Below are 14,356 nucleotides of genomic sequence, written 5' to 3'. Positions count from 1 at the left end.
AGCTTAATCCTGCTCGCCAGAGGCGGTGCGGTTAATGATGAATTGTGTCAACAGAGCGACAGGTCGGCCGGTCGCGCCTTTTTTGGCGCCACTGCGCCATGCTGTACCAGCGATGTCGAGATGAGCCCAATGATATTTTTTGGTGAAACGAGATAGGAAGCACGCTGCGGTAATGGTACCAGCATCGCGTCCACCGAGGTTCGCCATATCAGCAAACGGGCTATCGAGAGCTTCTTGATATTCGTCCCATAATGGTAAACGCCAGGCACGGTCGCCACTTTGTTCCGATGCGGATAACAGCTCGTGAGCAAGCGGATTATGACTACTCATTAAGCCGCTTGCATGATGCCCAAGCGCAACAATACAGGCACCGGTCAAGGTAGCGATATCAACAACAGCCTCTGGTTCAAAACGCTCAACGTAAGTCAGCGTATCACATAACACGAGGCGACCTTCAGCGTCGGTGTTTAACACTTCAACCGTTTGACCGCTCATGGTCGTCAGCACATCACCTGGACGATAAGCACGACCATCAGGCATGTTTTCACAGCCTGCAATGGCAGCAATTACATTGATTGGTAGCTGTAGCTCCGCAATGGCTTGCATGGCACCTAAAACTGCCGCTGCACCACCCATATCGTATTTCATTTCGTCCATGTTGGCCGCGGGCTTAATGGAAATACCGCCAGCATCAAAGGTTAACCCTTTACCCACAAGCACAATTGGCGCCTGCTCTTTTGCCGCACCTTGATAATGCAATAGACTTAAGACCGATTCATTCTCAGAACCGCGACCTACAGCAAGGTAGGCATTCATACCGAGCTCAGTCATTTCTTGTTCGGTAACCGCATTAAACGATAAGTTATCGTAGTTACCAGCGAGTTCTTCGCAGCGCTCTGCCAAATAACGCGGAGTGCAAATGTTTGGTGGCATATTGGCCACGTCACGACAAATAGACATTCCTTTAGCAACTGCTAAACCATGCGCAATGGCTTTTTCGCTGAGTGGAAGCTCGCGACGTGTAGGAACATTGAAAACTAACTTACGCAGAGGGCGGCGAGGCTCTTCTTTGCGGGTTTTCAACTGATTGAACGTATACAAACCACTTTGTGCTGCTTCAACGGCTTGGCGAACTTTCCAATAAGTATCACGACCTTTTACGTGGAGCTCGCTCAGAAAACAAACTGCCTCCATTGAACCCGTTTCGTTCAAAGTATGGATGGTTTTTTCTATAATTTGTTTATACTGACGTTCATCGAGCTCGCGTTCCTTACCACAACCAACGAGCAATACGCGCTCGCTAAAAATATTAGGAACGTTGTGTAACAGTAGCATTTGGCCTGATTTGCCTTCGAGATCGCCGCGGCGCAATAAGTTACTCAGGTAACCACCGCTGACTTTGTCAAGCTGCTCTGCTACACCGGATAGGCGACGTGGTTCGTATACACCGACCACGACACAGGCAGAACGTTGTTTCTCAGGACTGCCGCTTTTTACGCTGAACTCCATATGTGCTCCCGTTTGCTGCGGTTGACAGTAGATCGCTGTCGTAGAATAATTCTTGTGAAAATGACAAGTTTACTTAAAATTCGCAGCATTTCCAGTAAAAAGCAATGTTAAGAGTGGGTTTCAGTGCGCATATTTCGCTATTTAATACGTGAAACATTCAAGTCTCAAATCGCCGTATTGGTGGTGTTGATGACGATATTTGTGAGTCAGAAGTTTGTTCGCGTATTGGCTGACGCATCAGCGGGTGAAATTCCAAGCAACATTGTTATTCAACTACTTGGGTTAAATCTTCCGGCGCTGGCTGCATTAATCCTTCCTCTAAGCCTGTTTCTCGGTATTTTGTTAGCTCACGGGCGTATCTATGCCGACAACGAAATGACGGTTTTGCATGCTTGTGGTGTCAGTGAGTGGTATGTCACACGTGTAACACTCGCATTATCGGTTGTTCTAGCTATTATCACGGCAGCACTGACCCTATATCTTGTGCCGTGGTCGTTAGAACAAGAGCGTGTAGTGGAAGAAAAGGCCCGAAGCGAGAGCGGGCTGAGTGTCATCATGCCGGGTCGTTTTCAACAAGCAAGTAACCAAAAAGCAGTCATTTATGTGCAAGGGCTGAATGAAAACGGCGATCTTGATGAAGTATTTGTGGCGCAATCATTGCGTGACGAGAATGACCAAGTCATCGGTGGAAGTGTCGTCATGGCTGACCGCGGCAGTGTTATAGCCGCGGAAACTGGGGCACAGACTTTGGTGCTAAATAACGGCATGCGGTATGCACAAAGCTTTATTGAAGGCGAATTTCAAATCATGCAGTTTGACGCCTATCAACTGCAAATTAAGGAGCAGGAAGGCTCAGAATATATTCGTAAATTAGAAGCCTATAGCACCTTAGAATTGATGCAAGAGCGAGATGCAGAGGCTCAGGCTGAACTGCAATGGCGAATTGCAATTCCGTTGGCGATGCCATTATTGACGTTAATTGCCGTTCCGTTGAGTCGGGTGAATCCGCGGCAAGGTAAATTTGCCCGAATGGCTCCCGCTTTATTGATATATCTGGGCTATTTTTTAACGTTGATGGCAGCGCGCTCAGCGCTTGCTGATGGCGTTATTCCGCCAGCCATCGGTTTGTGGTGGATACATATATTGTTGCTCGTATGTGGATTCGTGTTGATTGGTAAAGGGCGGCCTTGGGGGCTAAAAGCAATGGCTAAGCTGAAGAGGTCACGATAATGTTTTCTATTCTTGATCGATATATTGCGCGCTCGGTTCTTGTCACATCGTTACTCAGCTTAGCGGTGCTTAGCGGATTATCGAGCCTAATAAGGTTCGTGGAGCAATTAAAATCGGTGGGTAAAGGCACATATTCAGTAGCTGACGCCGGTTTGTTTGTACTTTACAGTTTGCCCCGCGATATCGAAGTATTTTTTCCGATGGCAGCGCTTTTAGGTGGGCTTATTGGCATGGGCATGCTGGCCAGCAACTCTGAATTGGTCGTGATGCTCGCTGCTGGACGCTCGCGCTTGAATATTGTCGGTTCTGTTATGAAGGCAGCTGTAGTTATGATGCTAGCCGTGATGGCAATGGGGGAGTGGATTGCACCTGAGCTGGAATCACATGGTCGCGAACTTCGCGCTCGTGCCATTTCTGGCGGTAGCCTAATTTCCGCCCAGCAGGGTATTTGGGCGCGAGATGGGCTTAGCTTTGTCAACATAGGTGAAGTTGAGAATACAGGAAGACTTCGTGACGTCACCATTTATAACTTCGATCAAAACAGCGAACTGGAGTCAATTACCCAAGGGCAGTCAGCGATTTATAGTGCGGACCAATGGCGTCTTTTTGATGTCACAAAAACTCAGTATACGCTTGAGCGAATTATACAGTCAGAGCAAGAAGCATTCATGTGGCAATCGTCACTCACACCAGACAAACTTGGCGTGGTTACGGTGAAGCCAGAGTCGCTCTCTATTCGAGGGTTATTAGACTACTTAGACTATTTAGAGACCAATCGACAAGCTGCCGATCGTTATGAATTAGCGCTTTGGCGAAAACTATTAGCGCCGATAACGGTGGCTGTGATGTTGCTTGTGGCCCTGTCATTTATTTTTGGGCCGTTGCGCTCCACGACGATGGGGGCTCGAGTTTTACTTGGCGTCATCACAGGGTTTGGCTTTCACGTTAGCAACGAAATATTTGGCCCAATGGCACAGGTTTATCAACTTCCGCCTGTATTAGGCGCACTGTTACCAAGTTTGTTGTTCGCAACATGGGCTCTGTGGATGATGGGACGCCGCGGCAGTTAAGCGCGGCTTTCTGGGTTTCATTCGTAGCAACAGATTACTCTTATAACTCTTTCCAATAATACAGCTGGTTAGCTTCTTTTGATAAGGTGACTAGCTCAGTGCCGGCGGCGTAATCGTGCCAGGCTCGGCGGTTTTTAAAATCGACTAACACCCATAAGTTCCCAAGCCCCAAAGCGCAAGTCAAAACACGGATAGCCGCTTGCTTCTTGGTTAATCGTTGTCCATTACGTTGTTGAACCTTCAACCGCCAAGCGCGCATGCCAATAGTTTGCCCGCTACGCCACCAGAACCAGCCGAAAAATAAACCCAAAACGGTTAATAGATAAATCCCGTACAGCGGCGTTTGATTTAGCCAGTCGGCGGCGGTAAACGATTCGGTTAGCTCAATCGTGCCGACTCTGTTCAAAATAGCTGGCAATAACATCGCAATACCTGATGCCAACATCAAAATTGCGACTGCTACTAATAAGTCATAAACCATGGCAGCTAGGCGTCGGAGGAATCCAGCACTTGGGAAGCTCGAATGAATTTGCGCAGTCGTTCGAGGCGGCGCTTGGTTGAAATCTTCAGATTTTTCGGTCATGGCTATTTGTCGGTCTCTCAAGTCGTCTAATGGGAGCTATCTTAACCAAAACTCACTCGTGAACACTAATTTTTAAATGAATGTGGTTATGAAATAATCGAACAGACAAATGTTCATTAAAATGTCTTGATTGACTGCAATGGTTCAGTATAATGCGCACCATACTGCAGCTAGCCAAGCTAGCGCAAAAGTCCCCAGTGCCTGGGTGGCGAAATTGGTAGACGCAGCGGATTCAAAATCCGCCGGGATAAAACCCGTGTCGGTTCGAGTCCGACCCTAGGCACCACTTCTTAAAGACGTTATTCGTTACTGGTTATTCGCAAAGACAAAAGCAAAAACGTGTTTCGTTATTCGTGCGCTTTGCTGTTCGTCCGCTTCGCTATTCGATAAACCCAAACACATTCAATTTCGGAATTTCTTTTGCTACAAGGAACTTGCGTTCTTCGGCTTTGGTCTTATCTTTAACGAATAACGAATAACGAATAACGAATAACGAATAACGAATAACGAATAACGAATAACGAATAACGAATAACGAATAACCTGTTATGCTTAGGTTATTCTTTCAATGCAAAAACGCATTGCCAATTTGAGAAACTATGACACTTAAAGAAAACGATACCCCCGAATACGAAGTAGAAATTCCCTCGCGTGAGCAACTGCTAGAAGCCGTAAAAGCTCGCCTCAAACCCATGCGCTTTGAAGAGCTTGTCGAACAATTTCAGCTCAGTGACGAACGTCAACACGTTGGTTTGAAACGTCGGTTGCGCGCAATGGAGAGAGATGGTCAGTTGATTTATACCAAAGCGAATGCTTATGGTTTGCCTGATCGAATGAATTTAATTAAAGGACGAATTATTGGCCACCGTGACGGCTTTGCGTTTTGTCGTCCTGATGAGGGTGGGGCTGATTTGTTCATTCCTCATCATCAAATGTACAACGTTTTGCACGGCGATAAAGTGCTAGTGCAGCAGCAAGGCACGGACAGCAAAGGTCGAGTAGAAGGCCGCGTAGTGCGAGTTATCGAACCACGTCAGGGTGACATTGTTGGGCGCTACTTTGTCGAACATAACATTGGCATGGTCGTGCCAGATGATAGCCGTGTTAGTCAAGATATTCTGATTCCCGAAGGACAAAATGCTGGGGCTCGACATGGTCAAATTGTGGTTGTGGAAATTACCCAACGACCTACGCGCCGCAGCAGCCCGCTGGGTACTATCACGAAAGTACTCGGTGAGCATATGGCGCCGGGTATGGAAATTGAAATTGCCATTCGTGAACATGATATTCCCAATTCTTGGTCAACTGGCGTTGAACAAGAGCTAGCTCGCTTTGGCGAGACGGTTCCGCCGGAAGCTTATGAAGGACGAGTCGATTTACGGGAATTGCCGTTAATTACGATAGACGGTGATGATTCTCGTGATTTTGATGATGCAGTCTGCGCTGAACCTGTTGGTGACGGCTGGCGCTTATGGGTGGCTATTGCGGATGTCAGCTATTACGTGCGACCGAACACTGCGTTAGATAAAGACGCTTTAGAGCGCGGCAACTCGGTTTATTTCCCGAACTTTGTGGTGCCGATGCTGCCAGAAAAACTCTCCAATGGCTTGTGTTCATTGAACCCTGATGTTGATCGGTTATGTATGGTGGCCGAGATGGAGATCAACGGGCGTGGTAAGCTACAAAAATCCAAGTTTTATCCGGCTGTAATGAAATCACATGCTCGACTCACGTATACCAAGGTTGCATCCATTTTGGAGGGTGATCCGAAGCTGCGTGCTGAGTATGACCACGTAATGAGTAATATTGAGCATTTGCACGGCTTGTTTAAGGTACTTAAAAAAGCGCGTCAACAACGAGCAGCGATAGAATTTGAAACATTAGAAACGCGTTTTATTTTCAATGCCCAACGGAAAATAGAGTCGATAGAGCCCGTGCGTCGAAATGTTGCTCATACAATTATCGAAGAATGTATGATCATGGCGAACGTTGCCACTGCTCGACTGATTGAAGGCCATGAAGAGGCCGGTGCGCTGTTTCGAGTACATGAGCCACCATCAACTGAGCGATTAAGTGCATTTCGGAGCTTTTTAGCTGAACTAGGAATTATCATGAAAGGGTCAGATGACCCTAGCCCGCGCGACTATACCGAAGTGCTGCAACAAGTTGCAGAGCGTCCCGATGCCGAGCTTATTCAAACGATGTTACTGCGCTCAATGCAGCAAGCTGTTTATAGTCCAGACAATGCTGGGCATTTTGGTTTAGCGCTAGACGAGTATGCGCATTTCACCTCGCCGATTCGTCGTTATCCTGATTTGATTTTACATCGCGCAATTAAAGCCTTGTTGAAGAAGCAACAAGGGCCAACGCCAGCGCTCGAAGGCGCATGGATGTATCCAGATGAACAACTTGATGAACTTGGTGCGCACTGTTCAATGACAGAACGTCGAGCCGATGATGCAACGCGTCAAGTCGATGAATGGCTCAAGTGTGAATATATGCAAGATCACATTGGTTCAGAGTTTGGTGGCGTGATTGCCGCAGTGACTAATTTTGGGCTATTTGTACGCATTGATGACATGCAAATTGATGGTTTGGTGCACATTAGTAATCTTTCCAACGACTATTATCAGTTTGATGGCGAAAAGCAGATGCTGATTGGTGAAAATAGTCGAATTGTCTATCGATTAGGTGATAAAGTCCGCATCCGTGTGAAATCGGTCGATTTGGACGAACGTAAAATCGATTTAGATTTGTTGGCGGCGGAAAGCCCAATGGGTAAAAATCGTATGCCAGAAGGGCATCGCCCGAGCACCCGTGGAGAGCGCAATAAGCCGCCTGCCAATAGTAAGAAGCACAAAAAACAAGCGACCAAAGCGCGAATTAAATCGAAGCGAAAAGCGACGGAAGCTGCGCGCAAAGGCAAAAAGCCGAAAAACAAAAAAGTAAGAAAGTGAGTTAATAATTATCATGAGTAAGAAAGTCACTATATTTGGTATGCATTCGGTGCGCGCTTTGTTAGAGCAACATCCGGAGCGTTTGGTTGAAGTGTTTGCAACCCGCGAGCGTCAGGATAAACCGCTGCAGCTTTTAGTCAGTCAAGCTCAGCGATTAGGGTTGCGGGTTCAATTTGTACCGAAAGCGACGCTCGATAAGAAATCTGAAGGTGGCAATCACCAAGGCATCGCAATTACGGCATTAGAAGCACCACAAATGACCGAAAATGATTTGGATAGTTTGTGTGAGAAAGCTGGCGGTAAAGCCCTTTTCTTGGTGCTAGATGGCGTGACGGACCCGCATAACCTCGGCGCATGCTTGCGTACCGCAGACGCTTCTGGCGTGACCGCTGTGATTGTTCCGAAAGACAAATCCGCTTCGATTACACCAGTTGTGCGAAAAGTCGCAAGTGGTGCAGCTGAGACTGTGCCGTTTGTGCAAGTGACGAACTTGGCGCGAACCTTACGACAGTTGCAAGACAGACAGGTTTGGGTAATTGGTACCGCAGGAGAAGCGACGCAAGAACTGTACGCTGTTGATTTGAAAGGTCCTGTTGCCATTGTGATGGGAGCTGAAGGTGATGGTATGCGTCGATTAACCCGCGAAACCTGTGATGAATTGATTAAAATTCCTTTGTTGGGCACCGTGAGTAGTTTGAATGTGTCAGTAGCGACTGGGGTTTGTTTATACGAGGCTGTGCGACAACGTCATGGCGTTTAAACGGAGCTGGCGACCGCTCATTTTAGCGGGGTTAATCGTGGTCATGTTAGCACTGGCCTGGCTACCTGTGGGTAACCTTGATCCTGGGCAACGCTCGAACAAACCATTTTTGTATGTGACCTACCAAATTCCGGAAAATTCGAATAATCAACAGCTCAAAGACGTTCTATTTGATGTGCGGCAGCGAATTGAGAGTCGTCACGAATGGCGGCTGTTAGAGCAGCAAGCGAGTTATGGTTGGCAGTTAAACGTTAGTGTTACGCACGGAGAATTGCTGCAGATTAATGGCCAGCTCATGGCGCCCGCCGAGAGCGGATCAGCCACATCGGTACAGCGATTCAAAGTACAGGGGAAAATGGAAACCTTTGGTGCTTTGCCAGAACAGTACGTCAAAATATTAATTGAGCTTGTTGAAAACGGCCATAAAGCGCAATCAAGCTTGTGATTGTGGGCTTAATAGGCTAAAATCCCGCCGCTTAAATCAGTCTGAAGTATTTTATTCATTTAAAAAGCGTTCCTTGCTGCTGAGGGTGTGACTGAGCCAGTCAGTAGCTATGAACCATAAGGAGCAGAAATGCGTCATTATGAAATCGTATTCATGGTCCATCCAGACCAGAGCGAGCAAGTACCTGGCATGATCGAGCGTTACAGCGAGACCATCAAATCAGGTAACGGCACCATTGATCGTTTAGAAGACTGGGGCCGTCGTCAGTTGGCATACCCAATCAACAAGTTGCACAAAGCACACTATGTGTTGATGAACATCGAAGCGACTGCTGAAGTTGTTGAAGAGTTGGAAACAGCTTTCCGCTACAACGATGCGGTATTACGCAGCATGATCATGCGCAAGAAAGAAGCAGTAACTGAAGCTTCTCCATTGAGCAAGAAAGACGAGCCGCGTAAGAGCGAAAGCCGTAACGAAGAGCAAGACGACAGCGAAGCGGCATAAGCTGTAACTCACTGTGTCTACTATTGTGGAGTCTGTGCAAAATAACTATTGCCTGAGCGGCGAGATTATCAAACCGCCTCAATTGACGCACAGTCCGGCTGGCATTAGCCATTTACGATTTGTCTTAGAACATATCTCTGAACAAATTGAAGCCGGTCTCCCACGTCGCAGTTATGTCAGAATTACTGTGGTATTAAGTGGCGAGAAAGCACCGCAATGGGCAAACGAATTAAAGGTTGGAACTGCAGTACAAGTCAGTGGTTTTTTGAATCGAATAGAAGATATAAACGGTATTGGCAAATTAGTACTACACGCCCAGCAACTTGTGAAGATTTGAGGAGACCATCATGGCTCGTTTTTTCCGTCGCCGTAAATTCTGCCGTTTTAAGGCTGAAGGCGTTAAAGAAATTGATTATAAAGATATCGCTACTCTGAAAAACTATATCACTGAGAGTGGCAAAATCGTTCCTAGCCGCATCACTGGCACTTCTGCGAAGTACCAGCGTCAGTTGGCGCGTGCAATTAAACGTGCACGTTACTTGTCGTTGCTGCCTTACACTGATTCACATCAGTAAGCCGGCATCGCGAACGATCTCAGAAACTCAGAGGTAGCGTACAATGGAAATCATTCTATTAGACAAAATCGCCAACTTAGGTAGCTTGGGTGACCAAGTTTCAGTTAAGTCTGGCTATGCACGTAACTTTTTGTTCCCACAAGGTAAAGCAGTTCCTGCTACCGAAGCGAACATTAAAGTATTTGAAGAGCGTCGTGCTGAACTTGAAGCTAAATTGGCTGAAGAGTTAGCGGCAGCGCAAGCTCGTGCAGAAAAAATCAATGCACTTGACCCTGTTGTAATCGGCTCTAAAGCTGGTGACGAGGGTAAATTGTTTGGTTCAATCGGTACTCGCGACATCGCGGACGCAGTAACTGCTGCTGGCGTTGAGGTAGTGAAAGCTGAAGTATTATTACCAAACGGTACTTTGCGTGAAGTTGGTGAATACGACATCGAGTTGCACTTGCACTCAGACGTATTCGCAACTGTGAAGTTGCAGGTTGTTGCTGCTGACTAATTGAGTCGCAGTCATCAATTTAATAAAGCTGTCCACACGGGCAGCTTTTTTTTTGGAATTTTTTCAGCTGGTGTAAACCATGGTGTGGTTCGTTACGACATACTAGATACGAACAATAACAACTCGCTGTAATAACTGACTTCAAGGACTAACAGTGACAGCCCAGATTCTTACAACAGTGCAGTTTGATGATCCTGACACCGCTCTTGTAAAGCGAGCCGGAAAAGGTGATTTGCAAGCGTTTCGGGAAATTTACGAGCGTCATCACCGAAGAGTTTACGGTTTAGTGTTGCGCTTAGCTGCCGATCACGACGCCGCACAGGATGTGACGCAAGAGGTATTTATTCAGCTGTGGAAGAACCTCGAGCGTTTCCGCGGCGAGAGCAAGTTCAGTACCTGGCTGCATACAGTAGCCACGCGTGTGGCCATAACCGAGTTACGTAAGCAGACGAAACGTCTTAACAAACTGCAATTGATTGGTGATGATCAAAACCAATATGAACAGCAGTTAGTGCAAGAAGATAGTGCTGATTTAGGCGAACTTGATACGTTGATAAAAAGGCTGCCGTTGCAAATGCGCTGGGTTTTCGTATTGCATTGTATTGAAGGTATGCGTCATGAAGACGTTGCTGATGAATTAGGTATTGCAGTCGGTACCAGCAAAGCACAGGTGCACCGTGCACGAACATTATTAGAGGAGTGGCTAAATTATGACAACGCATGATAACCGAGCTCAAAAGCTTGATGCGCTTATTCAAAAAGCCATTGATGAGAATCGTGATGTCTCACCACCGCGTGATCTGTGGCGAGGAATTGAGGCGAATATCAGTCGGAGTCAGGTCACTTTAAAACGTCAACCTAACAACTACTGGCTTTGGTTTTCAAGTGCTGCAGCTTCCATATTTGTGATAGCAGGGATTACCTTGAGCTTGTCGTTGAACCCGGTTAGTACGTCCGTCAATGGACAACAACTTGAGTTGTTAACGATGGTGACGCAACAGCATCAGCAGCAGCGCCAAGTACTTCTAGCGAACTATGAAGATGCCGGCTTGCAACCAACTTTTTCAGAGCTGCAATCAGAACTTGAGCAGTTGCGAAGCGCTGCAGTTAAAGTGACTGAGCAGTTACGTCTTGACCCGGATAATAGTGAGTTGTGGCAGTTTTTACAGTGGCTGCACCAACAAGAACTCGATTTATTGAAAGTAATGTATCAACAACCACGCACCTATCAACAGGTGTAATAGGAGTATAACCATGAAAGTATTAAACATGTTGATTGGCGCCGTTGTGATAGCGCTATCGTTTGCTGCTCAGGCTCAAGGTGAGCGTATCGATCAAAAGCTTGATATTCCAGCAAATGCACGAGTCGTCATTGATACAATGCGCGGCAATGTAGATATTCGAGGCACCTCGAATAAGGTGGCACACGTGACTGGGCGCTTGGACAAACACGCAGAGAAATTTGTGTTTGAACTTAATGGCGATACGCTGACGATTAAGGTCGAAATGCCGAAGCGCGGTAACTATAACGATAATGATGGCAACGAATTAACGATTACGTTACCGGAAACAGCGCGAGTTGAAGCACGCGGCGTATCTGTTGATTTTAAAGTTACCAATTTTAAAGCTGCGGTAACCACCAACACCGTCAGTGGTGATGTGAAGGCATCAAAACTTACTGGTAACATTCAATTGGAATCGGTTAGCGGTGATATCGATGCGAAGGAACTTGCCGGGGAATTGGCTTTGAGAAGCGTTAGTGGTGATGTGACAGACCATGGCAGTGATAGCTCACGCGCGAGTTATTCAAGCGTTAGTGGTGACGTGGCAGTAAAAACGAACGCTAGCGTTGTGCGTGTTGAGGCGGTTTCTGGTGACATTGAGTTGACATTACAGCGCATCGATTCACTTCATGTGAATAGCGTTAGCGGCGATGTGGATGCTAGCTTAGAGATGGCTCGCGAAGGCCGTATTAATGTGGAAAGCGTCAGTGGTGAAGTTAATATGATGTTTAAAGGTTCGATTGACGCAGACATTGACGCCAAAACCAGTGCTGGTGGTGCTATCCATAATCATTTGACGCAGCAGCAAGCGGAAGAGTCAGCTTTTGGTATTGGCCAACGCCTGAGCTTGCAACTTGGTGAGCGCAGCGGTTCAATGAACTTCCGTACAGTTAGTGGTGATATCGTTCTTAAAAAGTAATTTATTGAACTGAGATAAAGCGAATCAGCAAATTTATGCTGATTCGCTTTCTTACTGAGGCATCATTTTGTATAGTTTCGCTTGGTCAATTCTAAATAGTTCATTGGGACATTCATGGCAGACAAGCGCAGCGATAAGCAATCACGGCAAGGACAGCACAAAGCAAAAGATGCCAAACTAGATGCAATAAAAACGCCTCCCCATTCTATTGAAGCAGAGCAATCGGTGCTGGGCGGCTTGATGCTGGATAACCAAGCCTGGGATACCATCGCGGGTGAATTGATTGCGGATGACTTTTATCATCGCGGGCATCGCCTGATTTATCGTGCCATGCACCACTTGGCAGAACGTACCCAACCGATTGATTTGGTTACCGTATCGGAAGTATTAGAAACATCTGGTGAATTGCAAGATGTTGGTGGCTTCGCTTACTTAGGTGAAATTGCCAAGAATACGCCGAGTGCAGCGAATATCAGAGCCTATGCGCAAATTGTGCGTGAGCGCGCGGTATTAAGAGAGATGATTGCCGTTGCCAATGAAATTGCAGAGTCAGGTTTTGACACCCAAAACCGCACTTCAAGCGAATTGCTCGATCTTGCTGAAAGTAAGGTCTTCCAAATTGCGGAAAAACGCACGAACGAGAATGAAGGTCCACAGCCTATTTCGCCGATTCTGCAGAAAACCATCGATAGAATTGACGAGCTCAGCCGTAGCAAAAATCATAATGGTATTACCGGTGCTTCTACCGGCTTTTACGATCTCGATCAGATGACTGCAGGTTTGCAACCGTCAGATCTCATCATTGTCGCAGCGCGACCATCCATGGGTAAAACAACGTTTGCAATGAACTTGGCGGAGAACATTGCGATGCGCTCTGAAAAACCGGTTCTTGTATTTAGTTTAGAGATGCCGTCGGAACAGATCATGATGCGTATGCTGGCATCTCTGAGTCATGTGGATCAAACTCGAATTCGTACGGGCCGACTTGAAGAAGATGAGTGGTCGCGAATTGCTTCGACAATCAATATTCTCAAAGATAAAAATAATATCTACATTGACGATTCGTCAGGCCTTACGCCAACCGAGGTGCGTTCGCGTGCGCGACGTGTCTATCGTGAGAGTGGTGGACTTTCGATGATCATGGTCGATTATCTTCAGTTAATGACGGTGCCAGGTATGGCAGAGAACCGAACGCTCGAAATTGCTGAAATATCGCGCTCATTAAAAGCGTTGGCGAAAGAATTGGAAGTACCCGTTGTAGCTCTGTCGCAGCTGAACCGGTCATTGGAGCAACGCACCAACAAACGCCCAGTTAACTCTGACTTACGTGAATCAGGCTCAATTGAGCAGGATGCCGACGTGATTATGTTTATCTATCGTGATGAAGTTTATCATCCGGAAAGTGAAGAAAAAGGCGTAGCCGAAGTGATTATTGGTAAGCAGCGTAATGGTCCAATTGGTAGCGTGAAGCTGAAATTCCAAGGACATTACTCACGATTTGATAACTTAGCGAAAATTGATATGCCAGACGGGCCTGATTACTAGGCCCGTTTGTTTCATTAACGGCAGTCTTTGCAGAGCCCATGCGCTTCAATGGTTTGCGAAGCAACTAAGAAACCTTGTCCCTCAGCTTGCTTTTTCAATGCATCATAAACGCCATCTGACTGAATTTCTTGAACTGATCCACAACGCTCACAAATGAGCATTTGTACTGGATGCTGGTGGTCGAAATGGCTACAGAGTACGTAGCTATTTGAAGAAGTAATTTTGTGAACGAAACCCTGCTCTTGTAGGAAGTCTAAGGCGCGATAAATAGTGGGGGGCTTGGCATTGGGTACCGCTGCTTTGAGTTTATCAAGCAGGTCATAAGCACCAATAGCACCCTCTTGTTCAGCAAGGATCTCAAAAACTTCGCGGCGAGCCGGCGTTAAGCGGGCGCCACGTTGTTCACATAGTTTTTCGGCCTTGTTGACGAGGCGCTGGGTTTCTTGTGTGTTCATGAGCAGCAGTTTATCATCGGTTTCA

The 14,356-nt window shown here is 46.7% G+C and carries 16 protein-coding genes and 1 tRNA gene; 14 read left to right on the top strand and 3 right to left on the bottom strand.

Annotated features, from left to right (window positions below; translation table 11 throughout):
- Nucleotides 1-3: 3 nt before the first annotated feature.
- Nucleotides 4-1,509, bottom strand: coding sequence for a leucyl aminopeptidase (gene pepA, locus D3795_RS05235; RefSeq protein ID WP_156266838.1), 1,506 nt, complete (start codon nt 1,507-1,509; stop codon nt 4-6).
- Between the two features lie 123 nt (nt 1,510-1,632).
- On the opposite strand from pepA, the gene lptF reads away from it, so the two are divergent.
- Both lptF and lptG read left to right on the top strand, forming a co-directional pair.
- Nucleotides 1,633-2,739 (top strand): LPS export ABC transporter permease LptF, encoded by a 1,107-nt coding sequence (lptF, locus tag D3795_RS05230; protein WP_156266836.1) that lies wholly within the window; start codon nt 1,633-1,635, stop codon nt 2,737-2,739.
- On the top strand, nt 2,739-3,809 hold the full coding sequence (gene lptG / locus D3795_RS05225; RefSeq protein ID WP_156266834.1) for an LPS export ABC transporter permease LptG: 1,071 nt from the start codon (nt 2,739-2,741) through the stop codon (nt 3,807-3,809). Before lptF ends, lptG begins: the two co-directional genes overlap by 1 nt.
- Before the next feature lie 40 nt (nt 3,810-3,849).
- Here lptG and D3795_RS05220 read toward each other — a convergent pair whose 3' ends face one another.
- The gene (locus D3795_RS05220) at nt 3,850-4,392 is read right to left on the bottom strand and encodes an RDD family protein (RefSeq protein WP_156266832.1); all 543 of its coding nucleotides are present in this window, start codon (nt 4,390-4,392) and stop codon (nt 3,850-3,852) included.
- A 199-nt stretch (nt 4,393-4,591) separates the two neighbouring features.
- Between D3795_RS05220 and D3795_RS05215 the strand changes: the two genes are divergently transcribed.
- The 12 genes from D3795_RS05215 (at nt 4,592) to dnaB (ending at nt 13,876) form a co-directional block, all read left to right on the top strand.
- A tRNA-Leu gene (locus tag D3795_RS05215) sits at nt 4,592-4,678 on the top strand.
- A gap of 313 nt (nt 4,679-4,991) precedes the next feature.
- Nucleotides 4,992-7,349 (top strand): ribonuclease R, encoded by a 2,358-nt coding sequence (gene rnr / locus D3795_RS05210; RefSeq protein WP_156266830.1) that lies wholly within the window; start codon nt 4,992-4,994, stop codon nt 7,347-7,349.
- A 13-nt stretch (nt 7,350-7,362) separates the two neighbouring features.
- On the top strand, nt 7,363-8,109 hold the full coding sequence (gene rlmB, locus D3795_RS05205; RefSeq protein ID WP_156266828.1) for a 23S rRNA (guanosine(2251)-2'-O)-methyltransferase RlmB: 747 nt from the start codon (nt 7,363-7,365) through the stop codon (nt 8,107-8,109).
- The gene (locus D3795_RS05200) at nt 8,099-8,554 is read left to right on the top strand and encodes a hypothetical protein (protein WP_156266827.1); all 456 of its coding nucleotides are present in this window, start codon (nt 8,099-8,101) and stop codon (nt 8,552-8,554) included. The genes rlmB and D3795_RS05200 overlap by 11 nt, the downstream gene beginning before the upstream one ends.
- Before the next feature lie 129 nt (nt 8,555-8,683).
- Nucleotides 8,684-9,058, top strand: coding sequence for a 30S ribosomal protein S6 (rpsF, locus tag D3795_RS05195; RefSeq protein WP_156266825.1), 375 nt, complete (start codon nt 8,684-8,686; stop codon nt 9,056-9,058).
- A gap of 34 nt (nt 9,059-9,092) precedes the next feature.
- Entirely contained in the window at nt 9,093-9,395 is a 303-nt protein-coding gene (gene priB / locus D3795_RS05190) for a primosomal replication protein N (RefSeq protein WP_310942402.1), read from the top strand.
- Nucleotides 9,396-9,405: 10 nt separating this feature from the next.
- The gene (gene rpsR / locus D3795_RS05185) at nt 9,406-9,633 is read left to right on the top strand and encodes a 30S ribosomal protein S18 (RefSeq protein ID WP_006956988.1); all 228 of its coding nucleotides are present in this window, start codon (nt 9,406-9,408) and stop codon (nt 9,631-9,633) included.
- Nucleotides 9,634-9,676: 43 nt separating this feature from the next.
- A complete protein-coding gene (gene rplI, locus D3795_RS05180; protein WP_055438595.1) occupies nt 9,677-10,129 on the top strand; it encodes a 50S ribosomal protein L9 in 453 nt (150 codons plus the stop codon).
- A 154-nt stretch (nt 10,130-10,283) separates the two neighbouring features.
- Nucleotides 10,284-10,853: an RNA polymerase sigma factor gene (locus D3795_RS05175; protein WP_310942401.1), complete on the top strand. Its 570-nt coding sequence runs from the start codon at nt 10,284-10,286 to the stop codon at nt 10,851-10,853.
- Nucleotides 10,840-11,370, top strand: coding sequence for a hypothetical protein (locus D3795_RS05170; protein ID WP_156266823.1), 531 nt, complete (start codon nt 10,840-10,842; stop codon nt 11,368-11,370). Before D3795_RS05175 ends, D3795_RS05170 begins: the two co-directional genes overlap by 14 nt.
- Before the next feature lie 13 nt (nt 11,371-11,383).
- Nucleotides 11,384-12,331 (top strand): DUF4097 family beta strand repeat-containing protein, encoded by a 948-nt coding sequence (locus tag D3795_RS05165; protein ID WP_156266822.1) that lies wholly within the window; start codon nt 11,384-11,386, stop codon nt 12,329-12,331.
- A 114-nt stretch (nt 12,332-12,445) separates the two neighbouring features.
- The gene (gene dnaB, locus D3795_RS05160; RefSeq protein ID WP_156266820.1) at nt 12,446-13,876 is read left to right on the top strand and encodes a replicative DNA helicase; all 1,431 of its coding nucleotides are present in this window, start codon (nt 12,446-12,448) and stop codon (nt 13,874-13,876) included.
- 14 nt (nt 13,877-13,890) lie between these two features.
- Here the strand turns inward: dnaB and zur are convergent, their stop codons facing one another.
- A complete protein-coding gene (gene zur / locus D3795_RS05155) occupies nt 13,891-14,331 on the bottom strand; it encodes a zinc uptake transcriptional repressor Zur (protein WP_092856791.1) in 441 nt (146 codons plus the stop codon).
- Between the last annotated feature and the right edge of the window lie 25 nt (nt 14,332-14,356).

Source organism: Pseudidiomarina andamanensis (assembly GCF_009734345.1).
Lineage (GTDB): Bacteria > Pseudomonadota > Gammaproteobacteria > Enterobacterales > Alteromonadaceae > Pseudidiomarina > Pseudidiomarina andamanensis.
This window is presented reverse-complemented; position numbering and strand designations above follow the sequence as displayed.